A 13,320-nucleotide genomic window follows, 5' to 3' on the forward strand; every position below is an offset into this window, starting at 1 on the left:
GAAGGCTTACCCGACAACTTTAACGAGATACGATACTTTATTGATCATGCCGCGTACGGATGGGGTGTCTTGCAATTCGGAAACCGAATTTACACGACGCAGACCCAGACCGCGCACGGTAGCGCGATGCGATTCGCGCGTACCGATCAAGCCCTTGACCAATTGCACTTTGACTGTGTTTGTCATTTTGTCCACCTTAAGCCAGAATGTCTTCGACCGACTTGCCGCGCTTGGCAGCGATATCGGAAGCAGTGCTCATTTTCGACAGGCCGTCCAGCGTAGCGCGTACCAGGTTGTATGGGTTGTTCGAACCGGTGGATTTCGCCACCACGTCCGTCACGCCCATCACTTCGAAGATAGCGCGCATTGCGCCACCAGCGATAACGCCAGTACCAGGCTTAGCTGGGTTCATCAGGACCTTGGAGGCGCCGTGACGACCAACAACCGTGTGATGCAAGGTGCCGTTTTTGAGCGGTACTTTGATCAGGTTGCGACGGGCTTCTTCCATTGCCTTCTGCACGCCAACTGGCACTTCTTTCGATTTGCCCTTGCCCATGCCGACGCGGCCATCGCCATCACCAACTACGGTCAGCGCGGCGAAACCCATGATACGACCACCCTTGACCACTTTGGTCACGCGGTTGATCGCGATCATTTTTTCGCGCATGCCATCATCCGGCTTGTCGCTTTGCATTTTTGCTTGCATTTTTGCCATGATTGATCCTTAGAACTTCAGACCGGCTTCGCGTGCGGCTTCTGCCAACGCTTTCACACGGCCGTGGTAACGGAAACCGGAGCGGTCAAACGCAACTTCGGTAATCCCTGCTTTCAACGCTTTTTCAGCGACGCGCTTGCCGATCAAGGCTGCAGCAGCGGCATTGCCGCCTTTGCCGGATTGGCCTGCCAGTTCAGCGCGAACTTCCGCTTCAGCCGTCGAGGCCGAAACCAGGACTTTAGCATCCGGGCTGATCAGGTTGGCGTAAATGTGCAGGTTGGTGCGATGCACCGACAAGCGATTTACTTTCAATTCCGCAATCTTGATGCGGGTTTGGCGTCCGCGGCGAAGCCGTGATTCTTTCTTATCCATCGTCAGCCCCTAATTACTTCTTCTTGGTTTCTTTAAGCTTAACCACTTCGTCCGCATAGCGAACGCCCTTGCCTTTATAAGGCTCAGGAGCGCGGTAAGCACGAACTTCAGCGGCTACCTGGCCAACCTGTTGACGGTCGATACCTTTAATCAGGATCTCGGTCGGGGTTGGTGTTGCGCAGGTAACGCCAGCTGGCATGTCATGCACTACAGGGTGCGAGAAACCCAGGGACAGATTCAGCTTGTCGCCTTGAGCTTGCGCCTTGTAACCCACGCCTACCAGGTTCAGCTTTTTCTCGAAACCCTTGGTGACGCCAACAACCATGTTGTTGACCAGTGCGCGCAGCGTGCCGGACATGGCATTGGCTTCGCGGCTGTCGTTCGCCACGTCGAAACTCAGGGTTCCTGCATTGTTTTCCACTTTGACCTGGCCGGTGAGGGCCTGGGAAAGTACGCCCAGCGGGCCTTTTACGGTGATCGCTTGTGCGGAGATGGCGACTTCGGCGCCAGCTGGCACTACGATAGGCATTTTAGCTACTCGAGACATGTGTAACTCCTTAAGCCACGTAGCAAATAACTTCGCCGCCGACACCGGTAGCGCGTGCTTTGCGGTCAGTCATGACGCCTTGCGGAGTCGACACGATCGCCACACCCAAGCCATTCATCACAACAGGGATCTCGTCTTTACCCTTGTAGACGCGCAGACCCGGACGGGACACGCGCTCCAAGCGCTCAATGACGGGACGGCCAACATAATACTTCAAACCGATTTTCAGTTCCGCTTTGCCACCAGCTTCGGCAACAGCGAAATCTTCAATGTAACCCTCGTCCTTCAGGACGCTGGCAATCGCAATTTTGACTTTCGACGATGGCATGGCCACGGTCGTCTTTTGCACGCCTTGTGCATTGCGAATGCGGGTCAGCATATCGGCGATAGGATCGCTCATACTCATTGCATATTCTCCTATTACCAGCTTGCTTTTGTCATACCCGGAATTTCACCACGCATGGCGAATTCACGGAGCTTGATACGACCCAGACCGAATTTACGGAATGTGCCGCGCGGACGACCAGTGATGGCGCAACGGTTACGTTGACGCGTCGGGTTCGAGTTACGTGGCAGCGCCTGCAGTTTCAGGCGAGCTTCGTAGCGCTCTTCTTCCGATTTCGATTGGTCATCGACGATGGCCTTGAGAGCTTCGCGCTTAGGGGCGAATTTCGCCACCAGGTCAGCACGCTTGATCTCACGATTAATCAGTGACAGTTTGGCCATGATCAGTTCCTGAAAGGGAATTTAAAGGCGGCGAGCAAAGCTTTGGCTTCGTCATCGGTCTTAGCGGTTGTCGTGATGCTGATATTCATACCGCGCAACGCGTCAATCTTGTCGTATTCGATTTCAGGGAAAATGATCTGTTCCTTGACACCGATGTTGTAGTTGCCACGACCATCAAATGCACGGCCGTTCACACCACGGAAATCGCGTACGCGCGGCAGAGCCACGGTAATGAAGCGATCCAGGAACTCGTACATGCGAGCGCCGCGCAGGGTGACCATCGTACCGATCGGGTAACCTTCACGGATTTTGAAGCCTGCGATCGCTTTGCGGGACTTGGTGGTCACTGGCTTCTGGCCGGCGATCTTGGTCAAGTCAGCAACTGCGTGCTCGAGAACTTTTTTATCCGCGATAGCCTCACCAACACCCATGTTCAGGGTGATCTTGGTCAGGCGTGGAACTTCCATTACCGACTTGTAACCAAACTTGCTGGTCAGGTCGGCAACGACTTTTTCTTTATAGAATTCTTGGAGACGTGCCATGATTTCTTAAGCCTTCACTACTTCGCCGGAGGATTTAAAGATGCGAACTTTCTTGCCGTCCACTTCTTTGAAACCCACGCGATCTGCCTTGCCAGTCGCTGCATTAAACAATGCAACGTTGGACACGTGAATTGGCATGGTCTTATCGACGATACCACCAGTTACGCCAGTCATCGGGTTTGGCTTAGTCGCTTTTTTAGCGATGTTAATGCCGTCAACCACGATATGTTCAGCATCGATACGCTGCTGTACCACACCACGTTTGCCCTTGTCTTTCCCGGTCAGAACGATGACTTCGTCGTTTTTACGAATCTTATCCATTACGACTCCTTACAGGACTTCCGGTGCCAGGGACACGATTTTCATGAACTTCTCAGTACGCAGTTCGCGTGTGACAGGTCCAAAAATACGGGTACCGATCGGTTCCAGCTTGGCGTTCAACAGAACGGCGGCATTGCCGTCGAACTTCACCAGGGAACCGTCTTGGCGGCGAACACCTTTAGCGGTGCGCACAACCACGGCGTTATAAATTTCACCTTTTTTGACACGGCCACGTGGCGCAGCAACCTTAACGGTTACCTTGATCACATCGCCAATGCCAGCATAACGGCGCTTGGAGCCGCCCAATACCTTGATGCACATTACTTCTTTGGCACCGGTATTGTCAGCCACTTCGAGCCGGCTTTCAGTTTGAATCATAGTATTCTCTTTCCCAACTTAAGCCGAAGAATCCACACAATGTAGACCCACGGTCAGTCTTGGTCCCGCCAGAGCCGCCCTGCTGGGCTTCACTGTTTGGGTGCATGACCTTCATACATCAACTGACCGCGAATGCTACTGTCTGTGGCCAGACACTTTGCGGCGTTACATGAACGAAGCCCGCAAGTATTACATACAATTTGCGGGCCTGCAAGTACTAATTAAAAGCCACCGCCGAAACGGTGGTTTTTATTTAAACGGTTGGTGCGGCTTGAACCACACGTGTCACCGTCCATGCCTTCGTTTTGGAGATCGGGCGACCTTCCTGGATCTCGACCGTGTCACCGGCCTTGACTTGGTTGGTCTCGTCATGCGCGTGATACTTGTTCGAGCGCATGATGATCTTGCCATACAAAGGATGTTTTACGTGGCGCTCGATCAGAACGGTAACGGTCTTGTCCATCTTGTCCGAAACCACTTTACCGATCAGCGTGCGCTTGAGCGACTGTTTCACTGGTTCGTTCATTTGGCTTCCTTCAGATTCATTACCGTCTTCACACGCGCGATATCGCGGCGTACCTTCTTGAGCTGCGAAGTGTTGCTCAGCTGCTGCGTAGCGATTTGCATGCGCAGGCCGAACTGTGCCTTCAACAGGTCATTCAGCTCTTTTTGCAGAGCTGGCTGGTCCTTGCCGCGGAGTTCAGATGCTTTCATATACAACTCCAATTATTGGCCGACTTGGCGGATGACAAACGTCGTCGCCAGTGGCAGTTTAGCGGCGGCAAGACGGAATGCTTCCCGTGCCAGCGCTTCATCAACGCCATCCATTTCGTACAGTACTTTGCCTGGCTGAATTTCAGCGACGTAGTACTCAGGATTACCTTTACCGTTACCCATACGGACTTCAGCCGGTTTGTTCGAAATCGGTTTGTCCGGGAAAATACGGATCCAGATACGGCCACCGCGCTTGATGTGACGCGTCATTGCACGACGCGCCGCTTCAATTTGACGCGCAGTGATACGACCGCGCGCAACTGCCTTCAGACCGAATTCGCCAAACGACACGGCGGTGCCGCGGCTGTGCGAAATACCGGTATTACGGCCTTTCTGCTCTTTACGATACTTTCTGCGTGCTGGTTGCAGCATGATTATTCTCCTGCTTTCTCAGCTGGTGCTGCTGCGGCGGCCGGTTTAGCGGCGGTACGCACACGTGCACCTGGTGCTGTGGATGGTTTCGCACCGGCACCGGCTGGACGTGGACGGCCAGCTGGCTTGCCATCGTCACGGCGTGGGCCGCGGCTTTTCTTCTCGTCAGCTGGGGTATCGATGACTGGTGCATCGCCGTTAGGCGCGCGGTCACCTTTGTATACCCACACCTTGACACCGATGATGCCGTAGGTGGTCGACGCTTCGCTGGTACCGTAGTCGATATCGGCGCGCAGGGTATGCAGAGGCACGCGGCCTTCGCGGTACCACTCTTTACGCGCGATTTCGATACCGTTCAGACGGCCGGACGACATGATCTTGATACCGAGAGCACCCAGGCGCATTGCATTTTGCATTGCACGCTTCATGGCGCGGCGGAACATGATCCGTTTTTCCAGCTGCTGAGCGATCGAATCGGCGATCAGTTGCGAATCGATTTCTGGCTTGCGAATTTCTTCGATGTTCACGTGAACAGGTACGCCCATGATCTTGGTCAGCGCCGACTTCAGTACTTCGATGTCTTCGCCTTTTTTACCAATGACCACGCCTGGACGCGAGCTGTAGATCGTGAAGCGCGCGTTCTTGGCTGGGCGCTCGATAACGATGCGGCCAACGGAAGCGTTCTTCAGTTTCTTTTTCAGGTAAGCACGTGCTTTCAAGTCTTCGTTCAGCATGGCAGCGAAATTACCGTTGCCTGCATACCAGCGCGAAGCCCAGTTACGGGTGACCGCCAGACGGAAACCGGTTGGATGAATTTTCTGACCCATCGTGGCTCCTTAGTTACCGACAGTCACGTAAACGTGACAGGATTGTTTCGAAATACGGTCGCCACGGCCTTTTGCACGCGCGGTGAAGCGCTTCAGGACCGGGCCCTTTTCGACGTAGATCGTTTTCACGAACAATTCGTCGATGTCCGCGCCATCATTGTGTTCCGCATTGGCGATTGCCGATTCCAGAACACGCTTGATGATCGCAGCACCTTTTTTCGGGCTGAATTGCAAGATGTTGAGTGCAGCGTCAACTTTCTTGCCACGGATCAGGTCAGCAACCAGGCGGCCCTTTTGGTCCGACAGGCGCACACCTTTGAGGATAGCTTTAGTTTCCATTATTTCTTAGCCTTTTTGTCAGCTGCATGGCCCTTGAACGTACGGGTCAGTGCGAATTCGCCGAGCTTGTGACCAACCATGTTTTCGGAAACATAAACCGGCACGTGCAGCTTGCCGTTATGAACCGCGATCGTCAGGCCGATGAAGTCAGGCATGATTGTCGAACGACGCGACCAGGTTTTGATTGGCTTTTTGTCTTTGGCTGCTTGCGCGGCTTCAACTTTTTTCACCAGGTGGGCGTCACAGAACGGCCCTTTTTTCAATGAACGTGTCATGTGCTACCCCTTATTTCTTGCCGCGGCGCGAGACGATCATGGAAGTCGTACGCTTGTTGCTGCGTGTTTTCTTACCCTTGGTCTGTTGGCCCCATGGCGAAACTGGATGACGACCAGCTGCTGTTTTACCTTCACCACCACCGTGCGGGTGATCGACCGGGTTCATGACCACACCGCGAACGGTAGGACGAACACCGCGCCAGCGCATCGCACCAGCTTTACCGATTTTACGCAGGCTGTGCTCGGCATTGCCGACTTCACCAACCGTTGCACGGCACTCGATGTGCACGCGACGTACTTCACCCGAGCGCAGACGCACTTGAGCGTAGGTACCTTCACGTGCCATCAGCACAACGCCAGCGCCGGCGGTACGTGCCATTTGGGCACCTTTACCTGGCAGCATTTCGACGCAATGCATCACGGTACCGACTGGGATGTTACGGATTGGCAAGCAGTTACCCGATTTGATCGGTGCTTCCGAACCGTTCATCACGCTGTCGCCAACGGCCATGCCTTTGGTTGCGATGATGTAGTGACGTTCGCCGTCGGCGTAGCACAGCAGAGCGATATTCGCGGTGCGGTTTGGATCGTATTCGATACGTTCCACTTTCGCTGGAATACCATCTTTGGTGCGCTTGAAGTCGATCAAGCGGTAGTGTTGCTTATGACCACCACCGATATGACGGGTGGTGATGTGACCGTTGTTGTTACGACCAGCGGTCTTGGATTTCTTTTCAACCAGGGCAGCGAATGGACGACCTTTGTACAGGTCGGCATTCACCACCTTCACCATGCCGCGACGGCCTGGCGAGGTTGGTTTCATCTTAACGAGTGCCATTATGCAGCCTCCTCGGAGAAGTTGATTTCCTGGCCAGGCTTCAGGCACACGAAAGCACGCTTGGTATGGTTACGACGACCGTTGAACTTGCCGGTGCGCTTTTGCTTACCTTCGCGGTTTGCAGTTTGCACGGACAGAACTTCAACCTTGAACAGCAGTTCGACCGCTGCCTTGATTTCAGGCTTGGTTGCATCCGGCAGTACGCGGAATACAATTTGCTCGTTCTTTTCCGCGACCATGGTGGCCTTTTCGGAAATCACGGGCGCCAACAGCACCTTCATCAAGCGTTCTTCGCTATGTTTCAAAATCGCGCTCATGCCAGCATCTCCTCAATCTTGGCCAATGCAGCTTTGGTGACCAGGATCTTCTTGTAGAACACCAGGGACATCGGGTCTGCGTGACGTGGCTCAACGACGAGTACGTTAGGCAGGTTGCGCGATGCCAGTTCCAGGTTTTCGTTCAGAACGTCGGTGATGATCAGAACCGAATCAAAGCCCAGGCCGTTCAATTTTTGCGACAGCAGCTTGGTTTTTGGCGCGTCGATCGTCAGATCGTCGATGACGATCAGGCGCTCTTCGCGGGCCAGCTGCGACAGGATCGAGCAGATACCTGCGCGATACATCTTTTTGTTCACTTTGTGGGTGAAGTTTTCGTCAGGCGAGTTCGGGAAAATCCGACCACCGCCGCGCCACAGTGGCGACGACGACATACCAGCACGAGCGCGGCCGGTACCTTTTTGGCGCCATGGCTTTTTCGTCGTGTGGTGAACTTCTTCACGGTCTTTTTGCTTGCGGTTACCACTACGTGCATTCGCTTGATAAGCGATGACGACTTGGTGGATCAGCGCTTCATTGTAGTCACGGCCGAAAATCGTATCGGCTGCAGCAACGTTCGAGGCGGCTTGACCTTGCGCATTCAGAAGCTTGAGTTCCATCGTTTAAGCTCCCTTCTTGGCTTTGGTTTTGATGGCTGGCGAGACAACTACCTGGCCATTTTTCGCACCTGGAATCGCGCCTTTGACCAGCAACAGCTGACGGTCGGCATCGATACGGGCGATCACGAGGTTCTGGATCGTACGGTTAACGTCACCCAGATGACCGGTCATGCGCTTACCAGGGAAAACGCGACCTGGATCTTGTGCCATACCGATGGAACCTGGAACGTTGTGCGAACGCGAGTTACCGTGCGTTGCACGGCCAGAAGCGAAGTGGTAACGTTTGATAACGCCTGCATAGCCTTTACCGATGGTAACGCCTTGCACGTCGATCTTTTGACCGACTTCGAACAGGGAAGCAGCGACAACATCGCCAGCTTTCAGTTCAGCGGCTTTGGCAGCGTCGACACGGAACTCTTTCAACAGAGTACCGGCTTCAACACCAGCTTTAGCGTGATGACCAGCAACAGCTTTGGTCACGCGGGAAGCGCGACGTTGACCGAATGCGACCTGAACAGCGGAGTAACCATCTGTTTCAGGGGTTTTGATTTGCGCAACACGGTTGTTCGATACGTCCAACACGGTGACAGGAATCGAATCCCCTTCATCCGTGAAAATGCGCATCATACCAACCTTGCGACCGAGAAGGCCTAGGCTCATTTTTTCTCCATTCCCACCTGCGATTGGGCGGGGCTTGTTTAACTACAAAGTAACGTAGGACTCAAAAAAGACGAATCCATACCGAAGCCGGCTAGTATATAGCACAAAAACCCTTGACGCAACAAGTTAACACGAGGTATGTCAAAGTGTTGCAAGACGCCCCTGCGGGAGTTGTCGGCGCGCCTGAAAAACGCTGCCGCAAGGCAATTTAACGGCAGCAAAGCACGGCGGCATGCGGCCTGCCGCACCGGGCGCCACCGGCGGCAAGTCAGTGGCAGCCGCGGAAACAACAAGGGCGCGTACACGGCGTACGCGCCCCTTGCCCTCCTCCATCCTGCCCTCCTGTATCAGGCCTGGCGCCGGGCGGAGGGCGACTCAGCTCAGACCTTGCACTGCTCGATGCAATGCTGGTAGACCATCTCGCAAATCGGGCTCGAGGCCGAACCGGGCATGCCGCCCGAGCACGTATTGGCCCGGATGGCGCACTCCAGCGTGCAATCATTGCCAGCCATGGCATACGAGGCGCTGCAGCCGATGGCAAACAGGAATACCGCGATTTTCTTGTACATGCATGTCTCCAATTGTGTTTTTTTCAGGAATCAAAGCGTACCCAGGCAAGCTGCCGGGAGCAGGTGCTTACTTCTGGCAATTGGCCAGACAATGCTCGTACAAGTCCTCGCAGATGGGGCTGCCACCGAGGTGCGCCCGGCAATTGGCCACCTTCTGCCCGCACTCGCTATAGCACTGCGTGACATCGCCGGCGGCAAATGCATACGAGGCGCTCAGGCCCAGCGCAAACAGGAAAGCCATCGTCTTCTTGATCATATTTCATCTCCGTTTATCAGATGGAACAACAACCAGGACGACACGCCATCCTCGCACCGCCCCGGGCAGGCGCCGCGGCGCCGCCATTACTTAAAAAGCAATGCCAATAAAATACCGTAAACAATACCAACCAACTACCAATTATTGTGCCACCTTCGTTCCGGCCAAATAAAAAGCCAGCCAGGACACATCACCGTCACGGCTGGCTGCAAATGCGGAGGCGCATGGCGCCCGGATGGCCCCTATTCCTGCGGCGCTCCTTTGCCAATCTGATACCAGTCAACCTTGCGCGTCGCCACCATGATGGCGGCCAGGACGGCGAACAGCAGGATGCTGCCCATTACCAGCGCATTGTTTTCCGAGTTCAGCAATCCGTACAGGGCGCCATACAGCATGGTCAGCGCCACGCCGAAGCCTATGCCGCGCCAGGCGTTGTGCAATACATGCGCCAGGTAAAAACTGGTCAGCGCGATACAGGCGGCGCTGGCGATCAGGTAAGCGGCCAGGAAAGCGATATGCTCGGCCAGGCCCACCAGCAGCAGGAAGAAGATCACCAGCGACAGGCCCACCAGCAGATATTGCACGGGATGGATCGGCAGACTCTTCAGGATCTCGAAGATGAAGAAGGCGGCAAACGTCAGCGCCACAAACAGCAAGCCATACTTGGTGGCCCGGTCCGACTGCGAATACACATTGATCGGCTCGATGAAGCCGACGCTGAAACGGTCCACCTGGCCCAGCGGTGCGCTGTCGGGCACCTTGAACTCGCCCTCGATCGTGCTCAGCTGCGTTTGCGCATTGCTGGCCAGCGACGAGATATTCCATTCGACCTGAAAGCCATCGGCATTGATCTGGCGGTGTTTCGGCGACGGCAGGAAGCGCCCGCCAAACTGCGGATGGGGCCAGTTCGACTTGATGCTGATCTGGCTGTTTTTCGCCACCGGCACGAAATGCTGGCGTTCGATGCCGTCCAGTCCCAGGTCAAAACTGAATTTCACCTGCTGCGCTTGCGCCAGCGGCATGGCGCCCAGGGGTGCATGCAGGCCGCTGCGGAAGGCAAACAGGTCGGTGCCCTGTTCGAATTCGATCTGGCGCCCGCCCCAGTCGATTTTCGGGATGTTACGGATGCCGCGCACGTCCTCGATGGACAAGGCAACAAACGGCTCGCCCAGGGTCACGCGCGCGTCCGGCGTCTTGCGCGGCAACTGCTCAAGACTGGGCACCGTGAAGTCGCCCTTGAACGCATGCTGGCCGCTGTACACCAGCACCTGGTGGATGCCACGGTAGCGGCGGTCGGTCTCGATGGTGCCTTCCTGCAGCAAGAGGTTCGGGTACACCAGCAAGCGGCGCTGCATGACGCGGCGCTGCACCTGCGTCTGCGCCGGCACGCTGCCTTTCTGCTCCTTGTCGACGGCGATCTCGACCCGCTCGTCATATTGCTCCACATACGGGATCACGAGGATGGGACCGATGATGGTTTGTTCGCGCACCGAATCGGCGGCGATGCTGTTGACGGCTTCCTGGCGGAATTCCATCCGCTCCTTGATCGTTTCCTGAATCATCAGCAAAGGCAGGCCGATCAGCAGCATCAGGCCGAACACGATCAACGCTTTGACTAACAGAGTTTTTTGCATGGCGCATCCTTGAAGTAAGGCGGCCAGTGTAAAAAAGCTGTGTGCGCTGACGATGCAGTCCGTGTGAAGCGGACAAATAAAGTGCGCTAGGCTAGCGGCAGACACAGGCGCGCGCAGGCGCCGCCCTCCGCATGATTGAGCACCTCGACCGTGCCGCCATGCAGCGAGGCCACCTCGCGCACGAAGGGCAGGCCCAGGCCCGTGCTCTTGCCGGCGCTCGGGCGCGGCAGGGAATAGAAACGCTCGAAGACGCGTTCCAGCGCATACGCGGGGATGCCCGCGCCGCGGTCGCGCACGGCAATTTCCACCTGGCTACCCAGGCGCCGCGCCGTCAGGTCAATGCAACTGCCCGGTGGCGCAAAGCCGGCCGCGTTGTCGAGCAAATTGCCCAGCGCCTGGCGCAGCAGCAGAGGGTCGCCCGCCACGCTCGCCTCGTCGTGTTGCACCTGCAGGCGCACGCCGCGCGCCGCCAGGGTGGCGGCCGCATCCTGCTCCACTTGCGCCAGCAATGGCCCCAGCGCGATGCGCTCGGGATGATCGAGGCGCTGCTGTTTTTCCACGCGCACGAGGGCCAGCAGCTTGTCGATCAGCTGCCGCTGGCGCGCATTCTGTTCCAGGATGCTGGCGAGAAACTGGCGGCGCTCGGCCGGCGGCATGTCTTCCTGCAGCAGCTCGGCCGAGGCCTGGATGGCGGCGATCGGGCTTTTCAATTCGTGCGCCAGGGTGTGCATCAGCTGCTCCACGTATTCCTTGCCTTCCAGGCGCGTGCGCATCGCCTCGAGCGCCCGCCCCAGAGTGCCGATCTCGTTCTTTCCCAGCGCCGGCAGCGCCACCTTGCGCCCCGCTTCCACGTCGCCGATGTAATGCATCAGCTTGCCCAGCGCATGGTGCAGCCACCAGGCAAATGCCAGGCCGATCAGCAGCGACAGCAGCAACAGGATGGCGCCGCGCTGCAATATCTTGCGCTGGCTGCGCTCGACAAACGCTTGCACGCTGGCGTTCGGCTTGGCCACCGTCAGCACGCCGATCACCTCATTGCCGTCGCGAATCGGCGCGGCCACGTGCATCACGGTCGACATCTCGTCGTCAGGCCGGCTGCGCGTGCTGCGCGCGCCATACTTGCCCTGCAAGGTCAGGTACACGTCATTCCAGCGCGAATAGTCGCGCCCCACGTCGCGCCCGCTGGAATCGAACAGCACGATGCCGTGCCGGTCCGTAATATAGATGCGGTAATCGAGGGTGCGCTTGCGCACGCCATTGATATTCACGTCCACGCCATGGCGCGCGTAATCCTGCATGCGTTCGGCCACGGGCGACTGCGCCAGCGTGCCCGTCTTCAGGTCGGGCGCCACCAGGCTGGCCAGCAGCTGCGAAGTGTCGACCAGGGTGTCTTCCAGGGTCGAGCGCACGCCCGGCTTGACCTGTTCCATGAAGACATTCAGCAGGAACCATGCGGCCAGCCCGACGATCAGGAAGTAGCCGAGCAGGATGCGCAGGCCGATCTTCATGCGCCGGCCAGGCTGTAGCCGAGGCCACGGTGGGTCTGGATGGGGTCGACCTGCGCATCGATGCCGCGCAGCTTGGCGCGCAGCGATTTGACGTGCGCGTCGACGGTGCGCTCAAGCGTATCGGGCGCCCCGCTCCACACGCGCTCCATCAGCTGCGCGCGCGACAGCACGTGGCCTGGATGCTCGAGCAGGGTTTTCAGCAACAGGTATTCATAGCGGGTCAGGTCCAGCGGCTGGCCGTGAAAGAGCACTTTCGCCTCCAGCGCGCGCAGTTCAAAGCGCGCCGGCGCGGCCGCGGCGGCCGGCGCGGCTATCGTCATGCCAGTCTCGCGTGGAGCTTGCGCGACACCGGCGCGGCGCAGGATGACGCGGATGCGCGCCACCAGTTCGCGCGGCGAAAACGGCTTCGTGACGTAATCGTCGGCGCCGATTTCCAGGCCGACGATGCGGTCGATCTCGTCGCTGCGGGCCGTCAGGAAGATCACCGGCACCTCGGAAAACTGGCGCAGCCGGCGGCACACATCCAGCCCGCTCATGTCGGGCAAGCCCACGTCGAGCACCACGAGAACGGGCATCTGCGCGGCTTCGCCGGGCGTTGGACGCAACGCGGCCAGGGCGTGCTCGCCCAGCATCACATGGCGCGGCGTAAAGCCGTCCGTGCGCAAGGCATAGGCGATGCTGTCGGCAATCGCCTGTTCATCTTCCACGATCAGGACAGTCTTGGACATGGCGG

Annotated in this window: 24 protein-coding genes; all 24 read right to left on the bottom strand. The window is 57.1% G+C overall.

Annotated elements, in window-relative coordinates:
* Window positions 1-6 precede the first annotated feature (6 nt).
* Window positions 7-186 (bottom strand): 50S ribosomal protein L30, encoded by a 180-nt coding sequence (gene rpmD, locus ACPJXG_RS26315; protein ID WP_010394435.1) that lies wholly within the window; start codon window positions 184-186, stop codon window positions 7-9.
* A gap of 10 nt (window positions 187-196) precedes the next feature.
* A complete protein-coding gene (rpsE, locus tag ACPJXG_RS26320; protein ID WP_010394433.1) occupies window positions 197-715 on the bottom strand; it encodes a 30S ribosomal protein S5 in 519 nt (172 codons plus the stop codon).
* Window positions 716-724: 9 nt separating this feature from the next.
* Complete coding sequence (rplR, locus tag ACPJXG_RS26325) at window positions 725-1,087, bottom strand: 50S ribosomal protein L18 (protein ID WP_010394431.1); 363 nt, start codon at window positions 1,085-1,087, stop codon at window positions 725-727.
* A gap of 13 nt (window positions 1,088-1,100) precedes the next feature.
* Complete coding sequence (rplF, locus tag ACPJXG_RS26330) at window positions 1,101-1,634, bottom strand: 50S ribosomal protein L6 (RefSeq protein ID WP_034778281.1); 534 nt, start codon at window positions 1,632-1,634, stop codon at window positions 1,101-1,103.
* Between the two features lie 10 nt (window positions 1,635-1,644).
* Complete coding sequence (gene rpsH / locus ACPJXG_RS26335; RefSeq protein ID WP_034753208.1) at window positions 1,645-2,040, bottom strand: 30S ribosomal protein S8; 396 nt, start codon at window positions 2,038-2,040, stop codon at window positions 1,645-1,647.
* 14 nt (window positions 2,041-2,054) lie between these two features.
* On the bottom strand, window positions 2,055-2,360 hold the full coding sequence (gene rpsN / locus ACPJXG_RS26340; protein WP_010394423.1) for a 30S ribosomal protein S14: 306 nt from the start codon (window positions 2,358-2,360) through the stop codon (window positions 2,055-2,057).
* Between the two features lie 2 nt (window positions 2,361-2,362).
* The gene (gene rplE, locus ACPJXG_RS26345) at window positions 2,363-2,902 is read right to left on the bottom strand and encodes a 50S ribosomal protein L5 (protein WP_010394421.1); all 540 of its coding nucleotides are present in this window, start codon (window positions 2,900-2,902) and stop codon (window positions 2,363-2,365) included.
* A gap of 6 nt (window positions 2,903-2,908) precedes the next feature.
* Window positions 2,909-3,223, bottom strand: a complete 315-nt coding sequence (gene rplX, locus ACPJXG_RS26350) for a 50S ribosomal protein L24 (RefSeq protein WP_034753204.1) — start codon at window positions 3,221-3,223, stop codon at window positions 2,909-2,911.
* A 9-nt stretch (window positions 3,224-3,232) separates the two neighbouring features.
* Window positions 3,233-3,601 (bottom strand): 50S ribosomal protein L14, encoded by a 369-nt coding sequence (gene rplN / locus ACPJXG_RS26355; protein ID WP_008444317.1) that lies wholly within the window; start codon window positions 3,599-3,601, stop codon window positions 3,233-3,235.
* Between the two features lie 253 nt (window positions 3,602-3,854).
* Window positions 3,855-4,127, bottom strand: a complete 273-nt coding sequence (gene rpsQ, locus ACPJXG_RS26360) for a 30S ribosomal protein S17 (protein ID WP_010394415.1) — start codon at window positions 4,125-4,127, stop codon at window positions 3,855-3,857.
* Entirely contained in the window at window positions 4,124-4,315 is a 192-nt protein-coding gene (gene rpmC / locus ACPJXG_RS26365) for a 50S ribosomal protein L29 (protein WP_010394412.1), read from the bottom strand. Before rpmC ends, rpsQ begins: the two co-directional genes overlap by 4 nt.
* Window positions 4,316-4,327: 12 nt before the next feature.
* On the bottom strand, window positions 4,328-4,747 hold the full coding sequence (rplP, locus tag ACPJXG_RS26370; protein WP_034753201.1) for a 50S ribosomal protein L16: 420 nt from the start codon (window positions 4,745-4,747) through the stop codon (window positions 4,328-4,330).
* Between the two features lie 2 nt (window positions 4,748-4,749).
* The gene (gene rpsC, locus ACPJXG_RS26375; protein WP_034753199.1) at window positions 4,750-5,574 is read right to left on the bottom strand and encodes a 30S ribosomal protein S3; all 825 of its coding nucleotides are present in this window, start codon (window positions 5,572-5,574) and stop codon (window positions 4,750-4,752) included.
* A gap of 9 nt (window positions 5,575-5,583) precedes the next feature.
* Window positions 5,584-5,916, bottom strand: a complete 333-nt coding sequence (rplV, locus tag ACPJXG_RS26380) for a 50S ribosomal protein L22 (RefSeq protein WP_170840583.1) — start codon at window positions 5,914-5,916, stop codon at window positions 5,584-5,586.
* Window positions 5,913-6,188, bottom strand: coding sequence for a 30S ribosomal protein S19 (rpsS, locus tag ACPJXG_RS26385; RefSeq protein WP_008444295.1), 276 nt, complete (start codon window positions 6,186-6,188; stop codon window positions 5,913-5,915). Before rpsS ends, rplV begins: the two co-directional genes overlap by 4 nt.
* A gap of 10 nt (window positions 6,189-6,198) precedes the next feature.
* A complete protein-coding gene (gene rplB / locus ACPJXG_RS26390) occupies window positions 6,199-7,026 on the bottom strand; it encodes a 50S ribosomal protein L2 (protein ID WP_034753198.1) in 828 nt (275 codons plus the stop codon).
* Window positions 7,026-7,343, bottom strand: coding sequence for a 50S ribosomal protein L23 (gene rplW, locus ACPJXG_RS26395; protein ID WP_010394398.1), 318 nt, complete (start codon window positions 7,341-7,343; stop codon window positions 7,026-7,028). Before rplW ends, rplB begins: the two co-directional genes overlap by 1 nt.
* Entirely contained in the window at window positions 7,340-7,960 is a 621-nt protein-coding gene (gene rplD, locus ACPJXG_RS26400) for a 50S ribosomal protein L4 (protein ID WP_034753197.1), read from the bottom strand. The genes rplW and rplD overlap by 4 nt, the downstream gene beginning before the upstream one ends.
* Before the next feature lie 3 nt (window positions 7,961-7,963).
* Window positions 7,964-8,620, bottom strand: coding sequence for a 50S ribosomal protein L3 (gene rplC, locus ACPJXG_RS26405; protein ID WP_010394393.1), 657 nt, complete (start codon window positions 8,618-8,620; stop codon window positions 7,964-7,966).
* 380 nt (window positions 8,621-9,000) lie between these two features.
* A complete protein-coding gene (locus ACPJXG_RS26410) occupies window positions 9,001-9,189 on the bottom strand; it encodes a hypothetical protein (RefSeq protein ID WP_035824017.1) in 189 nt (62 codons plus the stop codon).
* A 67-nt stretch (window positions 9,190-9,256) separates the two neighbouring features.
* The gene (locus tag ACPJXG_RS26415; RefSeq protein WP_099378435.1) at window positions 9,257-9,445 is read right to left on the bottom strand and encodes a hypothetical protein; all 189 of its coding nucleotides are present in this window, start codon (window positions 9,443-9,445) and stop codon (window positions 9,257-9,259) included.
* A gap of 242 nt (window positions 9,446-9,687) precedes the next feature.
* Window positions 9,688-11,079, bottom strand: coding sequence for a cell envelope integrity protein CreD (gene creD, locus ACPJXG_RS26420; RefSeq protein WP_176387682.1), 1,392 nt, complete (start codon window positions 11,077-11,079; stop codon window positions 9,688-9,690).
* A gap of 86 nt (window positions 11,080-11,165) precedes the next feature.
* The gene (creC, locus tag ACPJXG_RS26425) at window positions 11,166-12,587 is read right to left on the bottom strand and encodes a two-component system sensor histidine kinase CreC (protein WP_425252779.1); all 1,422 of its coding nucleotides are present in this window, start codon (window positions 12,585-12,587) and stop codon (window positions 11,166-11,168) included.
* Entirely contained in the window at window positions 12,584-13,315 is a 732-nt protein-coding gene (gene creB, locus ACPJXG_RS26430) for a two-component system response regulator CreB (RefSeq protein ID WP_425252780.1), read from the bottom strand. The genes creC and creB overlap by 4 nt, the downstream gene beginning before the upstream one ends.
* Window positions 13,316-13,320: the final 5 nt, after the last annotated feature.

It is taken from the genome of Janthinobacterium sp. NFX145 (genome assembly GCF_049810325.1).
Taxonomy (GTDB): domain Bacteria; phylum Pseudomonadota; class Gammaproteobacteria; order Burkholderiales; family Burkholderiaceae_D; genus Janthinobacterium; species Janthinobacterium rivuli.

Excerpts from the sequence above, each read along its gene's own strand:
- rpmD (WP_010394435.1), bottom strand. The coding sequence starts at position 186 with ATGACAAACACAGTCAAAGTGCAATTGGTCAAGGGCTTGATCGGTACG.
- rpsE (WP_010394433.1), bottom strand. The coding sequence starts at position 715 with ATGGCAAAAATGCAAGCAAAAATGCAAAGCGACAAGCCGGATGATGGC.
- rplR (WP_010394431.1), bottom strand. The coding sequence starts at position 1,087 with ATGGATAAGAAAGAATCACGGCTTCGCCGCGGACGCCAAACCCGCATC.
- rplF (WP_034778281.1), bottom strand. The coding sequence starts at position 1,634 with ATGTCTCGAGTAGCTAAAATGCCTATCGTAGTGCCAGCTGGCGCCGAA.
- rpsH (WP_034753208.1), bottom strand. The coding sequence starts at position 2,040 with ATGAGTATGAGCGATCCTATCGCCGATATGCTGACCCGCATTCGCAAT.
- rpsN (WP_010394423.1), bottom strand. The coding sequence starts at position 2,360 with ATGGCCAAACTGTCACTGATTAATCGTGAGATCAAGCGTGCTGACCTG.
- rplE (WP_010394421.1), bottom strand. The coding sequence starts at position 2,902 with ATGGCACGTCTCCAAGAATTCTATAAAGAAAAAGTCGTTGCCGACCTG.
- rplX (WP_034753204.1), bottom strand. The coding sequence starts at position 3,223 with ATGGATAAGATTCGTAAAAACGACGAAGTCATCGTTCTGACCGGGAAA.
- rplN (WP_008444317.1), bottom strand. The coding sequence starts at position 3,601 with ATGATTCAAACTGAAAGCCGGCTCGAAGTGGCTGACAATACCGGTGCC.
- rpsQ (WP_010394415.1), bottom strand. The coding sequence starts at position 4,127 with ATGAACGAACCAGTGAAACAGTCGCTCAAGCGCACGCTGATCGGTAAA.
- rpmC (WP_010394412.1), bottom strand. The coding sequence starts at position 4,315 with ATGAAAGCATCTGAACTCCGCGGCAAGGACCAGCCAGCTCTGCAAAAA.
- rplP (WP_034753201.1), bottom strand. The coding sequence starts at position 4,747 with ATGCTGCAACCAGCACGCAGAAAGTATCGTAAAGAGCAGAAAGGCCGT.
- rpsC (WP_034753199.1), bottom strand. The coding sequence starts at position 5,574 with ATGGGTCAGAAAATTCATCCAACCGGTTTCCGTCTGGCGGTCACCCGT.
- rpsS (WP_008444295.1), bottom strand. The coding sequence starts at position 6,188 with ATGACACGTTCATTGAAAAAAGGGCCGTTCTGTGACGCCCACCTGGTG.
- rplB (WP_034753198.1), bottom strand. The coding sequence starts at position 7,026 with ATGGCACTCGTTAAGATGAAACCAACCTCGCCAGGCCGTCGCGGCATG.
- rplW (WP_010394398.1), bottom strand. The coding sequence starts at position 7,343 with ATGAGCGCGATTTTGAAACATAGCGAAGAACGCTTGATGAAGGTGCTG.
- rplD (WP_034753197.1), bottom strand. The coding sequence starts at position 7,960 with ATGGAACTCAAGCTTCTGAATGCGCAAGGTCAAGCCGCCTCGAACGTT.
- rplC (WP_010394393.1), bottom strand. The coding sequence starts at position 8,620 with ATGAGCCTAGGCCTTCTCGGTCGCAAGGTTGGTATGATGCGCATTTTC.
- ACPJXG_RS26410 (WP_035824017.1), bottom strand. The coding sequence starts at position 9,189 with ATGTACAAGAAAATCGCGGTATTCCTGTTTGCCATCGGCTGCAGCGCC.
- ACPJXG_RS26415 (WP_099378435.1), bottom strand. The coding sequence starts at position 9,445 with ATGATCAAGAAGACGATGGCTTTCCTGTTTGCGCTGGGCCTGAGCGCC.
- creD (WP_176387682.1), bottom strand. The coding sequence starts at position 11,079 with ATGCAAAAAACTCTGTTAGTCAAAGCGTTGATCGTGTTCGGCCTGATG.
- creC (WP_425252779.1), bottom strand. The coding sequence starts at position 12,587 with ATGAAGATCGGCCTGCGCATCCTGCTCGGCTACTTCCTGATCGTCGGG.
- creB (WP_425252780.1), bottom strand. The coding sequence starts at position 13,315 with ATGTCCAAGACTGTCCTGATCGTGGAAGATGAACAGGCGATTGCCGAC.